The sequence below is a fragment of the Heliomicrobium modesticaldum Ice1 genome, assembly GCF_000019165.1.
Lineage (GTDB): Bacteria > Bacillota > Desulfitobacteriia > Heliobacteriales > Heliobacteriaceae > Heliomicrobium > Heliomicrobium modesticaldum.
Genome location: NC_010337.2, coordinates 2,922,018 through 2,934,477, shown reverse-complemented (window position 1 = coordinate 2,934,477; position 12,460 = coordinate 2,922,018). Strand labels below are relative to the sequence as shown.

Genomic DNA, 12,460 nt, shown 5'->3' with positions numbered 1-12,460 from the left:
GCGGCTGCGGCCTGCGACGAAGTAGCTGCGGCCTGCGACGGAGCGGCAGGTCTGCGCGAAAGCGGCGGAGGTCTTCGGTCGAAGCTGCAAGGAGAGCGAAATGGCCGAGTGGAATGTGTTAAAAAGTATGGGCGCCGGGGCGATCATGCTGGGACTGGCCTTCGGAGGGAGCGCCTGGTTTCGTCGCAAGGGGATGGTACGGCCGGGAAGCGGGTTATTGCTGCCCTGGGGCTGGGAGGCTGGTTTCCGCCAGGATATTTTACAAGGCCTTCGCCAAGGCGTTTTTGTTTTTTTCCTCGTTTCCCTGCTGGGTGGGCTGATCAGTCGCTTTTTCCCGGCTCCACCCCATCCGGTGGAGCAGTTATTACAGGGAACGGGGACTGGCCTTGAAAGGGGGATAGCCGCCGGCGCGGGCATTGGATCGAGACTTGGACCCGATGGCGAACCGGCGCTGTCGACGTGGTTGCTGCTCCTGTTTGCCGCCGCGGTCTTCGCACCGGTAGCGGAAGAGAGTTTTTTTCGCGGCTTTTTTCTGCCAGCCTTGGCCCGGCGGTGGGGATGGACGAAGGCGATCCATGGGACGGCGTTCGTCTTTGCGGCCATGCATGGTGATCCATACCGCTTCCTGCCTCTGTACGTTGCCGGTTATTGGCTTGGACTTGTCGTTTCGCGGGAAGGGACCATCCTCCCGGCGATCGTCGCCCATGCCGTTTGGAATCTGATCGGCCTTGGTTTTATCTACCTGGGCCTGTTATATATGGGGTGGATTGGATGAATCGCGTTCTGGCGATCGTGGGTGGACTTATCGCCCTTTTTGCGGCCGTTTTTGCCGGGATATATTTCGGCTTGGGCTATCTGGAAAAAGAGGGCATCGAACTGGTGGACAGGCCCTTGCATTATGACTATGTCCTTAAAAACGGCACCATCGTCGACGGGACAGGCAAGAAAAGCTATCAGGCTGACATCGGGATCAAAAAAGGGAAGATCGCCTTCATCGGCATCATCCAGCCGCCGGCGAAGGTGAAGGTCATCGACGCATCGGGCCTGCTCATCCTGCCCGGATTTGTGGACCTCCATTCGCGGCTGGACGGCACGTTGGATGGCCCGGACGCTTTCGACGGCCTGATCAAACAGGGAATCACCACCATCTTGTCGGGTTACGGCGAAATCGCCCAGGATGACGTGACACTGCACCTGAAGCAGGCGTCCAAGTCTGGTCTGCCCGTCAATTACGCCCTCTTGGCCGGCCACCAGGGCCTGTTTAAACTGCTCAAAGCCGAGGAGAACACCGATGCAGTCATGGCCGAAGAGCCGCCCCTGGAGTTCGGCCAGATTCCGCCCCCGCCGCCGCCGGTGACGGAGAAGCCCAAACCGGCAGTGGAGGATCTGGTTCTTGAATTGCAGACATCTCTGGAGCAGGGCGCCTTCGGTCTTTCTATCGATTTTGATGACGAATTGGGACGGCAATTGACCTTTGACGAGATTCGCCAGTTGGCCAAAGCCTTGGAAGAAAGGGGCGCCATCTTGTCTTTGACCTTACCGGCCACCTCTGCTGATCCGGCGGTCCTCCTCAAGCGGGTCATCGACCTGCACCGGGAGACGAAGGTGCGCATTTTGATGGCGCCGTGGGGGTATCTCGGTAATGCCCCGGACGCCCGCATCGCCGACATGGAACAGGATCTGCAGGCAGGCTACTTGTCATCGCGAAACATCTATACCACCCTCTACCCGAGCAACCGCCAACCGGCCGGCGTCCGTCAGACGTTGCAGCGAGCCGTCGCTCTCTATCCACCGGAGATGATCGAGATCGCAGAGGCGGGAGGTCAGAACTCGCCCACGGTGGTGGGAAAAACCTTACAGGAGATCGCTCAGGAGCGGGGAATTGCGCCGGCGGAAGCGGCCCGGCAGATGTCCTCTGCAGGCCTTGTCCGGATCATCCTGCGCACGACCACCTTGGAACGGATCGACCGCCTCGCCGGCGCGCCTTTCGTCGCACTGACCGTCGACTCGGGCATGGGCAGTGCCGCCCAGTACAGCCCCGACGCCCTGAAGGAGTTTCTGGGCCGCACTGTGCGCGACCAGAACAAGATTTCTTGGGAAGAGGCGGCTCTGAAACTGTCAGGTCGTCCCAGTGCCCTCCTGGGCATCGAAGACCGGGGAACTGTGGAAAAGGGCAAGTGGGCCGATCTGGTGCTCATCGACCCGAAACTGCTGCCACCCAGCACGGAGAAGAAGAATGGCATCCGTTACGTCTTTGTCAATGGTGCCTTGGCCTTCTCCAAAGGCAAGATTTTGCAAGAGGGACAGGGAAAGGGACAACTGTTGCGCTTTAAGAGCAAGCCGCTCATGCCCGAACCGGCGCCGGCGAAAGCGCCGCCCGTGCCCGGACCGACGGAAGAGGAAGAAGAGGAAGAATGATCGTTTTTGTAGGGGAGACGGTGAAGACCGGCTTCTCGCTGTCAGCGTACCTCCAACGGTTCGATACATCGCTCAGGTGTCTGTTGGGACAGCGGGCAGAAGTAACGCTCTTGGTCACATACGAAGTAGGAGCAAAAGGGCTTGAAGACGGTGAGACGACCGCCGTCTTCTAAGATGTCTAGCCGATCCAATCGATCCGAGCGGTTCAGTCGATCCGAGCGGTTCAGTTGATCCGAGTGGTTCAATTGAACCGAGTAATCCAATTGATCCGAGTGCTCGGCGCGGCTCCAACGATTCTTGCCTTTTATGTGCTCGCTATGCTTGAAGCCTTCGAGCTGCCCTTCCGTCTTAAAACGGTAGAGGATCGTCGATTGGACCGTCATCTCCGGAAAGGGACGGGAGTGGTATCCCACCCCCTCTTTGCGCAGTTCGAATTCGATTTGGATGGGATGTTTTTCACCTGACGGGAAAATGTAGAGGATGGCGGGAAAGGATGAAGCACAGGATTCAGCACCGGCGCCGGTCTGTACAACAGCATCGGTACCCCTGCTGGCGCGGTCGCAGGAGGCAAGCCGCCCCAGCGGGATCTCGACGTTCCGCTGCAAGGGAACGGGTTTTCCTGTGATGGGATCAGGCGGAAAAGTGAGGCGCAGTTCCCCCCAGGCCAGCCAATCTCGGGTAGGGCAGTGGAGAAGATAATAGAAGTCATCGAAGGAAAGTTCCTGCTTCAACCGCAGTTCGCCGTCACCGGTCATGACCAGGGCGAAACGGGCCTGTTGGAGCATCGATTTGACGGACACGTTCACATAACGCGACAAGTAGGAGACGCTGCGCAACCGCTCCGGCGGCGGAATGATCGGATTGAAGAGCGGATTGCCCGTCGGGTTGATCGTTTGTTGGAGCAGGCGGCGGAATAGAATGATGTTGCCGCCGATCAGGACAAGGAGGAGCCCCTGGAACCAGAAGAGCGGGCGGATCGGCCTGTCGATGGCCAAAAAGAGCACCCACAGCCAGATCAGGGCGATCAGCAGGAGGGTGAAGTCGAGGTAGAAGAGGATCGTTCGGCCCGGCCTGTCCGGGAAAAGGTAGTGGACTTGGTACTTGCGGACCAGGTTGACCATGGGCGCGGCCAGGTTTTTGTTCTCCTGGTACGGCAGTTCGAGAAACTCTTCGAGGATGTCCTGCAACCGTTCGATTCGCCGCTGCACGACGAGGGAGACGAAAATTCCTGTAGAACCGAGCAGCGTGAGCAGGCCGCCAGTGACCGACCAAAGCAGAGACAAAAACAGTTCGGCGGTGAACATGGCAGACCTCCCCTGTTTTTTTGTTATGTATTCCCCGCTGTGCATAGAAAAAATCGGAAAGCCGATGGTTCCGGTTTTTCGCATCCCACGAAGCAGGCATGATTCCAGCGTGTGAACATGTAACCCCAGCGCAAAACAGACTGCCTTACAGTAAAAGGCTCAAGATGTGTTAGGAGGGTCTCCCCATGCGACCCGGCGATATCGATACCTTTTCCATAGAACGGATGACCTTGCAAGGCGAGGGCGTGGCCCGCCCCGGCGGGATGGCTCTGTTTATCCCGGAGTGCATGCCTGGTGAGCGGGTGAAGGCCCGTATCACCCAGGTGAAAAAGAATTTTGCCCGCGCCGAACTGCTGGAGGTGCTCGAAGCGGCGCCGGAGCGGGTGGAACCGCCCTGCCGCGTCTTTTCGCGTTGTGGCGGCTGTCAGCTCCAGATGATAGACTACCCCGCACAATGCCGCGTGAAGACGGAAGGGGTCCGGGACGCATTACGGCGGTTGGGCCGCCTGGAGAACGTACCCGTTGGCGAGATCGTCGGCGCGGCAAACCCCTGGCGGTACCGCAACCGGGTGCAGATGCACCTGCGCCGGGAAGCCGGAGCGCCGGGAAAGCCGCTGCAAATGGGCTACTACCGCCTGTCTAGCCATGAACTCGTGGAAAACGACGAATGCCCTCTTCTGCCGGAGAGCTTTCCGCCGGTGCTGAAAGCACTGCGACGGCATTTGCCCGAAATCGACCCGGCAGGTGAACTGCCGATCCGCCATGTGGTCCTGAAAACAACAACCCCGCTTGAAAGAGCGGGGGAGATGATGTTGATCCTCGTCTTTTCCGCATGGCGCTCTGCCTGGCGCAAGGCCGTGGGAGATTTGGCGAAGCGGCTGATGGGGGAAGGAGCCACAGGGGAAGGAGCCACAGGGGAAGGAGCCACAGGGGAAGGAGCCACAGGGGAAGGAGCCACAGGGGAAGGACTCACGGGGGAACGATACAACCTGGTTTCTCTTTACGTAAACGTGAACGAAAAAAAAGAGGGAGAGGTTCTCGGCCCCGACTACCCTTTCCATGTGAGCAAGCCGGGCAAAGAGCGGCTCACTGACTATCTGCCTGGTGGTTTGCAGATCGAAGTCGGCCCCGCCAGCTTCACCCAGGTAAATCCCAGGCAGACAGAGATACTCTATCAGTTGACGAAGGAAGTCTGCGGCCTCACCGGACGGGAGACAATCATTGACGCTTATTGCGGCGCTGGCACTATCAGCCTCTTCCTGGCCCGCGACTGTGCCCGCGTCATCGGCATCGAAGAGGTCCCTATGGCGGTCGAAGATGCCCAAAAAAATGCCGAGCAAAATGGCATCACCAACGTTGAGTTTCTGACCGGCAAGGTAGAAGACCTGCTACCGTCGCTGCTCGAACGGGCATGTGTTCCCGACGTGATCGTGTTGGATCCGCCTCGGCGCGGCTGTCATGCGCGTGTGATTGAAGCCATCGCTCAGACCGGACCTGACCGGATCGTCTATGTCAGTTGCGATCCAGCGAGCTTGGCCCGCGATGCGGCGCGTTTGACCGCTCACGGGTGGCAGGTGAAGCAGGTGACGCCGGTGGATATGTTTCCGCAAACGGGGCACGTGGAGACGGTAGTATTGATGTCGAGGGTAAAAGGGTGAGTGTGCAAAAAGTCCTGTAAATAAAGGCTTTTCGATGTTTGAGCGCAAAAACCTGATGTGTAAAAATCATAAAAATATCGGTTCGCGGGAACAAGTCAAAGCTGACAGTTTTGAGTGTGACAGAGCGATTTAGATGTCAGTGTTTGACGAGTGGTCGATTTAGATGTTGGGTGTTCGCGAGTGGTCGATTTAGATGTTTTTTGGATTTTCCGAGGTTGTGTGGTCAGGTTGGATGTTGATAAGTATCTGTTAATTTATGATGTAGAATCTTATTATGGATAAAATGGAACGAAAAACAGTAAAGAATTGGGGATGTTTTTGAGTAAAGAAATTCTTTAATTTTTTGAAAAGATGCTTGACGGGGATAAAGTCCCCACTTGTTAGAATGAGTCTTGAAAGGAGGTCGAACTTAAATGAGACCAAAAGAAATTCAAGAAAAACTTGGTATCGATGCCGACAGAATTAAGCTATTTAAGAGAGAGGGCATCTTCTTTCCGGAGAATCCGCCATCCGGAAACAGGAGTACAAATTATACAGAAACAGACTGTGAAAATTTACGTCTTCTTGTAGTGCTAACTAAATCTGGGCTTACCTGTAGTGATATAAGAAAACTGCAGGATGGCGAATGGACTTTGGAAGAAGCGATTGTTTCTCGTAAACAGAGTATTGATGCTGAGATAGCCAGAAAACGAAACTCTCTGTCTTTACTTTCAGAACTGCTTGATGATAAGGCGGAATTTGAGACATTTGAAACTGACCGTTACTGGAATGTTATTACGAAGAAGGAAGCAGCTGGAGAGGAATTCATCGACATCGAAGATATGTATGGTTACCGTCCAGTGTCGTTTATCCGTAATATCCAGTGCCCTCACTGTGGTGAAGAGTATGAAGTCGATTTGGAAGATTACCTTTATGACCAGAGTAGCGATGAAAGAGAAAATGGGATGGGGCCTGATATAGTGTACAGCTTTAATTCCGAAGATAATTTCGAATGCCCAAAGTGCGGTAAGGTAATACAAATTGAAGGATGGATTCGAGAGTATCCAGTTGGTGCTTATGACTCTGAGGATATTAATCTTGATGAATGGGAGGACTGATTATGGCGATAACGAATGAAGAAAAGAGTCTTTTGAAAAAATTGGCTTCAGGTGAATTAGATGGATTTGTAGGTGACGATTTAACTACTACCGGAGGCTCCACAGTTTGGAAGGCAATCAAGAATGGAGTACCAGTAATGTTCAAGCAAGGCCCTGGAGGAAAGTTCTTTAATGGCAAGGAGAATGAGCACTTTGAAGGTGTGATGCACACGTTGCAGGAATGGGCGAATGACGAGCAGAAGTTAGAATTTCTTAGAAAGTTCGGGTGGCTTATGAAGGATGAGGCGGTTAAAGCCTATAGTGCCATGTTCAAACCAAAGAAATAGTTGAAAATCAAACAAGACTCCCCATCACCGGATTTGTTCCAGTTCTGAGGAGTCTTTGCTTTGGTGCGATTATTCGTTTATCTCAACATTGACACCAGATTTGAATTCAACAGTGAATTTGTCCTCGTAGACGGTGACTTTTTCAATTAGCCGCCGGATAAGCGACTCATCGTATTCGGTCAGGGCGGTGGGCTGCTCCCGAAGGAAGGTGCCCATGTCGGAGATACGTTTTTTCTGTTCATCCCGCCCGGCGCTTTCCAGCTGAAGCTTTTGCTTTTCCTCGCGCAGGTGGTAAATTTCGTTGCCTACTTTTTCGTAATCCGCATTGGAAGTAGCCAGTTTCAAAAGCTCCGCCTGCAACTCTTTCAATCGCTTGTCGATGTCGGCAAGGACCTGGTCGTTCCCGTGGCTCAGGACGGTTTCAATGTTGTTCTGAAGCGTCGTAAGAAAGGTGTCCCTGTCGCAAAGCGTTTGGTTAATGGCCTTGACCAGCACCTGCTCGATTTGGCTTTCCGGCACGGTGCGGGCGTCGCAGAACAATCCGGTGTTTTCCAGGCGACTGATGCAGCGCCAGACAATGGACTTTTTGCCCCGGTTGTACCAGTGAATCCGGCGGTAAAACTCCCCGCAAACGCCACAATACACGATGTTCGCCAGACAGTGGCTGCTGCTGAACACCCGGTTCTTTCCGTTCGGGCTTTTATGGATTAAACGCCGACGCACCAGTTCCTCCTGCACCTGCATGAAAATTTCACGCGGGATGATGGCTTCATGGCTGTTTTCCACATAGTATTGCGGGACAAGGCCGTTATTCTTGACCCGCTTTTTTGTGAGAAAATCAACTGTGTAGGTTTTCTGTAATAGGGCGTCTCCGATGTACTTTTCATTCCGCAGAATCTGGTTGATATTGCTGGTATGCCAGCGTTCTTTGCCCGCGCCGTTTAGGATGCCGTCGGCTTCCAGCCCGCGGGCAATTTTTAGCATGCTGGCCCCTTCAAGATATTCCCGGTAGATGCGCTTGACGACTTCGGCTTCCTCCGGCACGACCACCAGATGTTTGTTTTCGTCCTTGGTGTAGCCGAGGAAGCGGGCACAGTTGACCTGAATCTCGCCCTGCTGGTAGCGGTACTGCAGGCCCAGCTTCACGTTCTGGCTCAGGGACTGGCTCTCCTGCTGAGCGAGGGATGCCATAATCGTCAGCAGGACCTCACCCTTGGAATCCATGGTGTTAATGTTTTCTTTTTCAAAGTACACGGGAATATTCTTTTCCTTCAGCTGGCGGATGTATTTCAGGCAGTCCAGGGTATTGCGCGCAAACCTGCTGATGGACTTGGTGATGACCATATCGATATTGCCCGCCATACACTCGTCAATCATGCGGTTGAATTCGTCGCGCTTTTTGGTGTTGGTGCCGGAAATGCCGTCGTCCGCAAAGATGCCGGCCAGCACCCAGTCCGGGTGACCGTTGATGTAGGCCGTGTAATGCTCAATCTGCGTTTCATAGCTGGTGGCCTGTTCGTCGCTGTCGGTGGAGACGCGGCAGTAAGCTGCCACACGGAGCTTCGGTTTTTCTTCATCTTTACTTTTGCGGATGTGCTTCCTCGCAGGAATCACTGTGACATTCTTACTGACTTCCATCTTCGTGCACCTCCATTTCTATCAGACTGTAGGCGTATTCCGCCTGCTGGAACGGGTCATCAAACCGCTGTGCTGCTTCTTTTATATAGAAGACAGTGGGAAAGACCACCTCGGTTTCTTCTTTTGGTTCAAGGATGCGGCCAAGCTTTTCCGCCCGCTTGATACGCTCGGCTTCGGCAGCCGCAAATATGTTGGGGTCAATGATTGCAGGATAATACTCGTTGCCAAGGTAACAAGCATTCCGCAGTATCCTGCTAATACCGGCATGGAAGGATTGGATGCCGGCCTTTTTGGCGGCAGTATCCAAAGAATCGCCGGATAGATAGGATTGATACAGAATCTTTATCTGCTCAGCGGCGGCCTTGTCTATCACGGCTTTACCGTTTTCAATCCGGTAGCCAAATGGTGTGTGTCCCATCTATTTCACCAGCCTTTCTTTCAGCGTTATGCCGCATTTTAACTCAAATCCTATTTCTGTCCTGGAATAAACAATAATCCGCTCCACAAAGCGTTTAAAAATGTCTCTGTCAAAGCAGGTCAGCATCGGTGTTTTTGTGGTATAGTGCAGCAACTCACTGACTTCGCTTAAGTGTTGGGTGTCACTGTTTAAGAAGCGTACTAAGGATTCCTTTTGACGGTGTAACCTTTCGGCCTCCTGCAGAAGTTCATTGTTGCCCTTATTGTAAACGGCAGGCTCAAGGTATCCTTTGGTGAGAAGCCCCACCAGCACCTTTCGCTGTTCCGTGTTTTCTTCGAGTTTCTTGTCAAGCTCCCGAATGCTTGTCAGACTGTCGTCGGAATTCATGCCGCGCAGGCTCGCAAGCAGTGGCTTTAGGACGGTTTCATGTCCGAAGATGAGCTTGTTCATCATGGTGACGAATGCGTATTCAAAATCGGACTCCGGGATATATTTCATAGGACATTTCTTGATGTCCGCAATGTGAGTGGAGCAGCACCATGCGATGTATTTTCTGCCGCTCCCGTGAATTCGGCGTTTGAATTTACTGCCACACTGACCGCAGATGATTTTACCGGAAAAAGGATAACGGCTCTGGTATTTTTCGTTATACTTTACTACACCTTTTTCCTTGCCGCGCTGTTCGATGATCATCTGTGCGGCTTCAAAATCTTCATGGCTGATAATCGGTTCATGATGGTTTTTGATCAGATACTGGTCTTTCTCGCCGTAGTTGTTGTGTCGGTTGAAGTGCTCATCGGTATAGGTCTTTTGAAAAATTGCGTCGCCGGTATATTTTTCGTTGCTGACCATCCCGCGAATGGTTGTTGCCGTCCAGCGCCCGCCTTTCTTGGTCGGTACCTTTCGGCGGTTCAGGTCATCCGCAATTTTATGGGTGCCTTTGCCTGACAAGATTTCAGCAAAGATGAACCGGACGATTTCAGCCTGGGATTCATTCACGACCATCTTCCCGTCAACGGCATCGTAGCCATAGGGCGGATAGGAGATTTTGAAAGTGCCGCTTTGAAACCTGCGCTTTACCGACCACTTATTGTTTTCCGAGATGGAGACCGACTCGCTTTCAGCCAGTCCACTCAGGATTGACAGCATGAGTTCGCTTTCCATTGACCCGGTGTTGATGTTTTCTTTCTCAAAATAAATGAAGATGCCAAGGTCAATCAGCTTCCTGACCAGTTCAAGACAGTCGGTGGTATTTCGTGCAAACCGGCTGATAGACTTGGTTACGATGAAGTCGATTTTTTTATTTTCACAGTCGGATATCATCCGAAGCAGCTCATGCCGTTTTTCCTTTTTCGTACCTGTGATGCCCTCGTCATAATAAAGACCGGCAAACTCCCAATCAGGATTTGCATTGATATAGGATTCGTAGTGCCTAATTTGGGTTTCAAGGCTGACCAGCTGCTCATCGCTGTCGGTGGACACACGGCAGTAAGCCGCAACACGTAGCTTGGGCCGTTCGGTAAAATCAGCTGTATTTTGGGCGATTTTCGTTACCTTTTTCAAATTCTCACCTCCTTGTCAGCATGACATATTACCTCTGAACCCAAGTAATATCAACGATTTCCTGGCATAATCCGTGCCAGCGCCGGAGAGAAAGACTGGCGGTTTAATGTGGTTATCTTGTTGAATTCATCCATAGTAATCAAGCCGTTTTTCAAGATAGATTCTAATATTTGCTGAGCCAGAAAATAATCATACTCATGCTGAAGCTGCTCCTGAGAAACAGGCTTTTTCTCATAATTTATGCCCGGCTTTTCATCTGTAACGTTTGTCATATGTCGTTTCCTCCCATCGGAGGGCAATTAACCCTCTCACCATCCACAGGACAGTAGAGGGCGGATTGAGTACTGAAAACATGGATTTCCGGAGCAAAAAAATAACCGCCGAGTGAAATCAATCACGCGGCGGCATCGATAGATTAATTTATTCAGTTTTGATAAAAGCGTCCGTAAATCCAGCCGCCTTAACCTTGGCGAGCATCGCCTCAGCGTTGGCCTTGACGCTGTAAGCCCCAACCTGAACGCGGTAGAGCCTATTTGGCTCGCCGGGCGTAGGCGCCGGGGCGGTAAGAAGTCTTTTAACATCGGCACGGAAAGTATCCATAGATTTCCCAAACTTCGGGAACCAATGCATCACATCAGAGTGGTTCGATGCGATACCTTGTTTATAGCCTTCGGAGTGGCAAATGATGTCTTTCTCAGTCAAGCTATAGAGCTTGCAGAGATATACGCAAAGCTCCACGGCTTCCGAGTATACCTTGCCGAAATAAGACGCATCAGTCAAGCCATCCTCGCAGATCTCGAAGCCGATGTGAGTATCGTTGCCTGAACCACCGCAGTGCCAGCCGCGATGGTTCCACGGAAGGGTCTGGTATGTTGCGATTGATCCGTCCGCCAGCTTGCCGATAAAGGCATGGACGCAGACCTGACGGCCGTCGGGCTTATCCTGATTCCAGTGGTTACCGTACTGGTTCTTTCCCAGAAATCCGTCGTCGGGCGCCACGTAGCGTTTCAGCCACGGGTTGTTCGCCCCGGTAGAGTGAACCATGATGCCCTTCGGCGTGATGGTTTTTCCCACCTTGAAGCAGGAGTTGTTTGTGAGTATTTGTTTTCGCAGATTCATCGTAAATCACCTCCACAGGTAAAAGCAGACCGCTTTGCCCGTCTATAGGCACGCTGCCGACGGGCAGTATTGTGTATAAAGGCCCTCTGATGCTGTTGACGCCGCCCGCACATGTGACATTGCCAGACATGACGTATCTCAAACAGTTCGGCTATACCGTCCGCAATGGCTTCCTCGACGATGGTGAGCACCCGCACTTTTCCCGACCACCTCGCTATGCACGACCCTGATCTCCAGCCGTCCGACGCCGACGTTTTCTGTATCCGTCGCGCTGGGCGACCATGTCAGAACACCGTACGCGTAGCTTGTAACCAAGGGATAGGCGATGCCATCAGGCCTCTTGTATATGGCGTGCAGTGCGGCGCTGGGGTATTCGTCCCCCAGCAGGTCGGAAACGTCAAATTCAAGGCTGCGGTAGTGGTGCTCTCCGCGCCGCCCGATAAACACCGTCGCCGCTTTCGTCAGGTCGATCATGTTCCGTCACCTGTCTTTGGCGGCTCCCCGTCGCGCCCATGAAGCTGCTGCAAAACCTCCTTGAGTTTTTCGGGGATGGGCAGCCCGATATGCGCTGAGTTTTCGAGGATGGATACGCCCTCGTTGCTCAGATAGAAGAAGATCACCGCTGTGCGGAGGGCGCTGCTGTTGCCGCCCAATACCTGCGTGTCGAGGATATGCGCGACGCCTACCATCACGAAGATGAGCACCTTTTTGAAGATACCCTTCGCGCCGATCTCGCTGGACAGCTTCTTATCTGCAATAGCGCAAAGCACACCGGTCAGATAATCCACGGCCACAAAAGCAATCAGGGCGTAGATAAAACCGTCCGCGCCGCCCAGCACCCAACCCAGCCATCCGCCTAACCCGGCAAACGCCGCCTGAATCCAGGACCAGATTTCTTTCATACATAAAACCTCCGTTT

General features: G+C 53.0%; 13 protein-coding genes. 5 read left to right on the top strand and 8 right to left on the bottom strand.

What is annotated here, in order from left to right:
- Window positions 1–100: 100 nt before the first annotated feature.
- Together HM1_RS13605 and HM1_RS13600 are read left to right on the top strand one after the other, a co-directional pair.
- Complete coding sequence (locus tag HM1_RS13605; RefSeq protein WP_083765254.1) at window positions 101–775, top strand: CPBP family intramembrane glutamic endopeptidase; 675 nt, start codon at window positions 101–103, stop codon at window positions 773–775.
- On the top strand, window positions 772–2,418 hold the full coding sequence (locus HM1_RS13600) for an amidohydrolase family protein (protein ID WP_041314044.1): 1,647 nt from the start codon (window positions 772–774) through the stop codon (window positions 2,416–2,418). The genes HM1_RS13605 and HM1_RS13600 overlap by 4 nt, the downstream gene beginning before the upstream one ends.
- A gap of 41 nt (window positions 2,419–2,459) precedes the next feature.
- Here the strand turns inward: HM1_RS13600 and HM1_RS13595 are convergent, their stop codons facing one another.
- Complete coding sequence (locus tag HM1_RS13595) at window positions 2,460–3,722, bottom strand: hypothetical protein (RefSeq protein ID WP_012283968.1); 1,263 nt, start codon at window positions 3,720–3,722, stop codon at window positions 2,460–2,462.
- A 185-nt stretch (window positions 3,723–3,907) separates the two neighbouring features.
- On the opposite strand from HM1_RS13595, the gene rlmD reads away from it, so the two are divergent.
- The 3 genes from rlmD to HM1_RS13580 all read left to right on the top strand — a co-directional run bounded on the left by rlmD (window position 3,908) and on the right by HM1_RS13580 (window position 6,803).
- Window positions 3,908–5,380 (top strand): 23S rRNA (uracil(1939)-C(5))-methyltransferase RlmD, encoded by a 1,473-nt coding sequence (gene rlmD / locus HM1_RS13590; protein WP_012283967.1) that lies wholly within the window; start codon window positions 3,908–3,910, stop codon window positions 5,378–5,380.
- Between the two features lie 413 nt (window positions 5,381–5,793).
- The gene (locus HM1_RS13585; RefSeq protein ID WP_012283966.1) at window positions 5,794–6,477 is read left to right on the top strand and encodes a helix-turn-helix domain-containing protein; all 684 of its coding nucleotides are present in this window, start codon (window positions 5,794–5,796) and stop codon (window positions 6,475–6,477) included.
- Window positions 6,478–6,479: 2 nt separating this feature from the next.
- Entirely contained in the window at window positions 6,480–6,803 is a 324-nt protein-coding gene (locus HM1_RS13580; RefSeq protein ID WP_041314041.1) for a hypothetical protein, read from the top strand.
- A gap of 69 nt (window positions 6,804–6,872) precedes the next feature.
- On the opposite strand, the gene HM1_RS13575 is transcribed toward HM1_RS13580, so the two are convergent.
- The 7 genes from HM1_RS13575 to HM1_RS13545 all read right to left on the bottom strand — a co-directional run bounded on the left by HM1_RS13575 (window position 6,873) and on the right by HM1_RS13545 (window position 12,443).
- Entirely contained in the window at window positions 6,873–8,441 is a 1,569-nt protein-coding gene (locus tag HM1_RS13575; protein WP_012283964.1) for a recombinase family protein, read from the bottom strand.
- Window positions 8,428–8,859 carry a serine integrase family protein gene (locus HM1_RS13570; protein ID WP_012283963.1) on the bottom strand — a complete coding sequence of 144 codons (432 nt, stop codon included), beginning with the start codon at window positions 8,857–8,859 and terminating at the stop codon, window positions 8,428–8,430. The genes HM1_RS13575 and HM1_RS13570 overlap by 14 nt, the downstream gene beginning before the upstream one ends.
- The gene (locus HM1_RS13565) at window positions 8,860–10,422 is read right to left on the bottom strand and encodes a recombinase family protein (protein WP_012283962.1); all 1,563 of its coding nucleotides are present in this window, start codon (window positions 10,420–10,422) and stop codon (window positions 8,860–8,862) included. It lies immediately after the preceding gene.
- A gap of 50 nt (window positions 10,423–10,472) precedes the next feature.
- Window positions 10,473–10,694, bottom strand: a complete 222-nt coding sequence (locus HM1_RS13560) for an SHOCT domain-containing protein (RefSeq protein ID WP_012283961.1) — start codon at window positions 10,692–10,694, stop codon at window positions 10,473–10,475.
- A gap of 148 nt (window positions 10,695–10,842) precedes the next feature.
- Window positions 10,843–11,541 carry an N-acetylmuramoyl-L-alanine amidase gene (locus HM1_RS13555; protein WP_012283960.1) on the bottom strand — a complete coding sequence of 233 codons (699 nt, stop codon included), beginning with the start codon at window positions 11,539–11,541 and terminating at the stop codon, window positions 10,843–10,845.
- A gap of 138 nt (window positions 11,542–11,679) precedes the next feature.
- Window positions 11,680–12,015 carry a hypothetical protein gene (locus tag HM1_RS13550; protein WP_041314038.1) on the bottom strand — a complete coding sequence of 112 codons (336 nt, stop codon included), beginning with the start codon at window positions 12,013–12,015 and terminating at the stop codon, window positions 11,680–11,682.
- On the bottom strand, window positions 12,012–12,443 hold the full coding sequence (locus HM1_RS13545) for a phage holin family protein (RefSeq protein ID WP_012283959.1): 432 nt from the start codon (window positions 12,441–12,443) through the stop codon (window positions 12,012–12,014). Before HM1_RS13545 ends, HM1_RS13550 begins: the two co-directional genes overlap by 4 nt.
- Window positions 12,444–12,460: the final 17 nt, after the last annotated feature.

What these genes read in the sequence shown, in the direction of transcription:
- HM1_RS13570 (WP_012283963.1), bottom strand. Translation starts at nt 8,859, where the DNA reads ATGGGACACACACCATTTGGCTACCGGATTGAAAACGGTAAAGCCGTG.
- HM1_RS13550 (WP_041314038.1), bottom strand. Translation starts at nt 12,015, where the DNA reads ATGATCGACCTGACGAAAGCGGCGACGGTGTTTATCGGGCGGCGCGGA.
- HM1_RS13580 (WP_041314041.1), top strand. Translation starts at nt 6,480, where the DNA reads ATGGCGATAACGAATGAAGAAAAGAGTCTTTTGAAAAAATTGGCTTCA.
- HM1_RS13600 (WP_041314044.1), top strand. Translation starts at nt 772, where the DNA reads ATGAATCGCGTTCTGGCGATCGTGGGTGGACTTATCGCCCTTTTTGCG.
- HM1_RS13560 (WP_012283961.1), bottom strand. Translation starts at nt 10,694, where the DNA reads ATGACAAACGTTACAGATGAAAAGCCGGGCATAAATTATGAGAAAAAG.
- HM1_RS13605 (WP_083765254.1), top strand. Translation starts at nt 101, where the DNA reads ATGGCCGAGTGGAATGTGTTAAAAAGTATGGGCGCCGGGGCGATCATG.
- HM1_RS13585 (WP_012283966.1), top strand. Translation starts at nt 5,794, where the DNA reads ATGAGACCAAAAGAAATTCAAGAAAAACTTGGTATCGATGCCGACAGA.
- HM1_RS13575 (WP_012283964.1), bottom strand. Translation starts at nt 8,441, where the DNA reads ATGGAAGTCAGTAAGAATGTCACAGTGATTCCTGCGAGGAAGCACATC.
- HM1_RS13555 (WP_012283960.1), bottom strand. Translation starts at nt 11,541, where the DNA reads ATGAATCTGCGAAAACAAATACTCACAAACAACTCCTGCTTCAAGGTG.
- rlmD (WP_012283967.1), top strand. Translation starts at nt 3,908, where the DNA reads ATGCGACCCGGCGATATCGATACCTTTTCCATAGAACGGATGACCTTG.
- HM1_RS13595 (WP_012283968.1), bottom strand. Translation starts at nt 3,722, where the DNA reads ATGTTCACCGCCGAACTGTTTTTGTCTCTGCTTTGGTCGGTCACTGGC.
- HM1_RS13545 (WP_012283959.1), bottom strand. Translation starts at nt 12,443, where the DNA reads ATGAAAGAAATCTGGTCCTGGATTCAGGCGGCGTTTGCCGGGTTAGGC.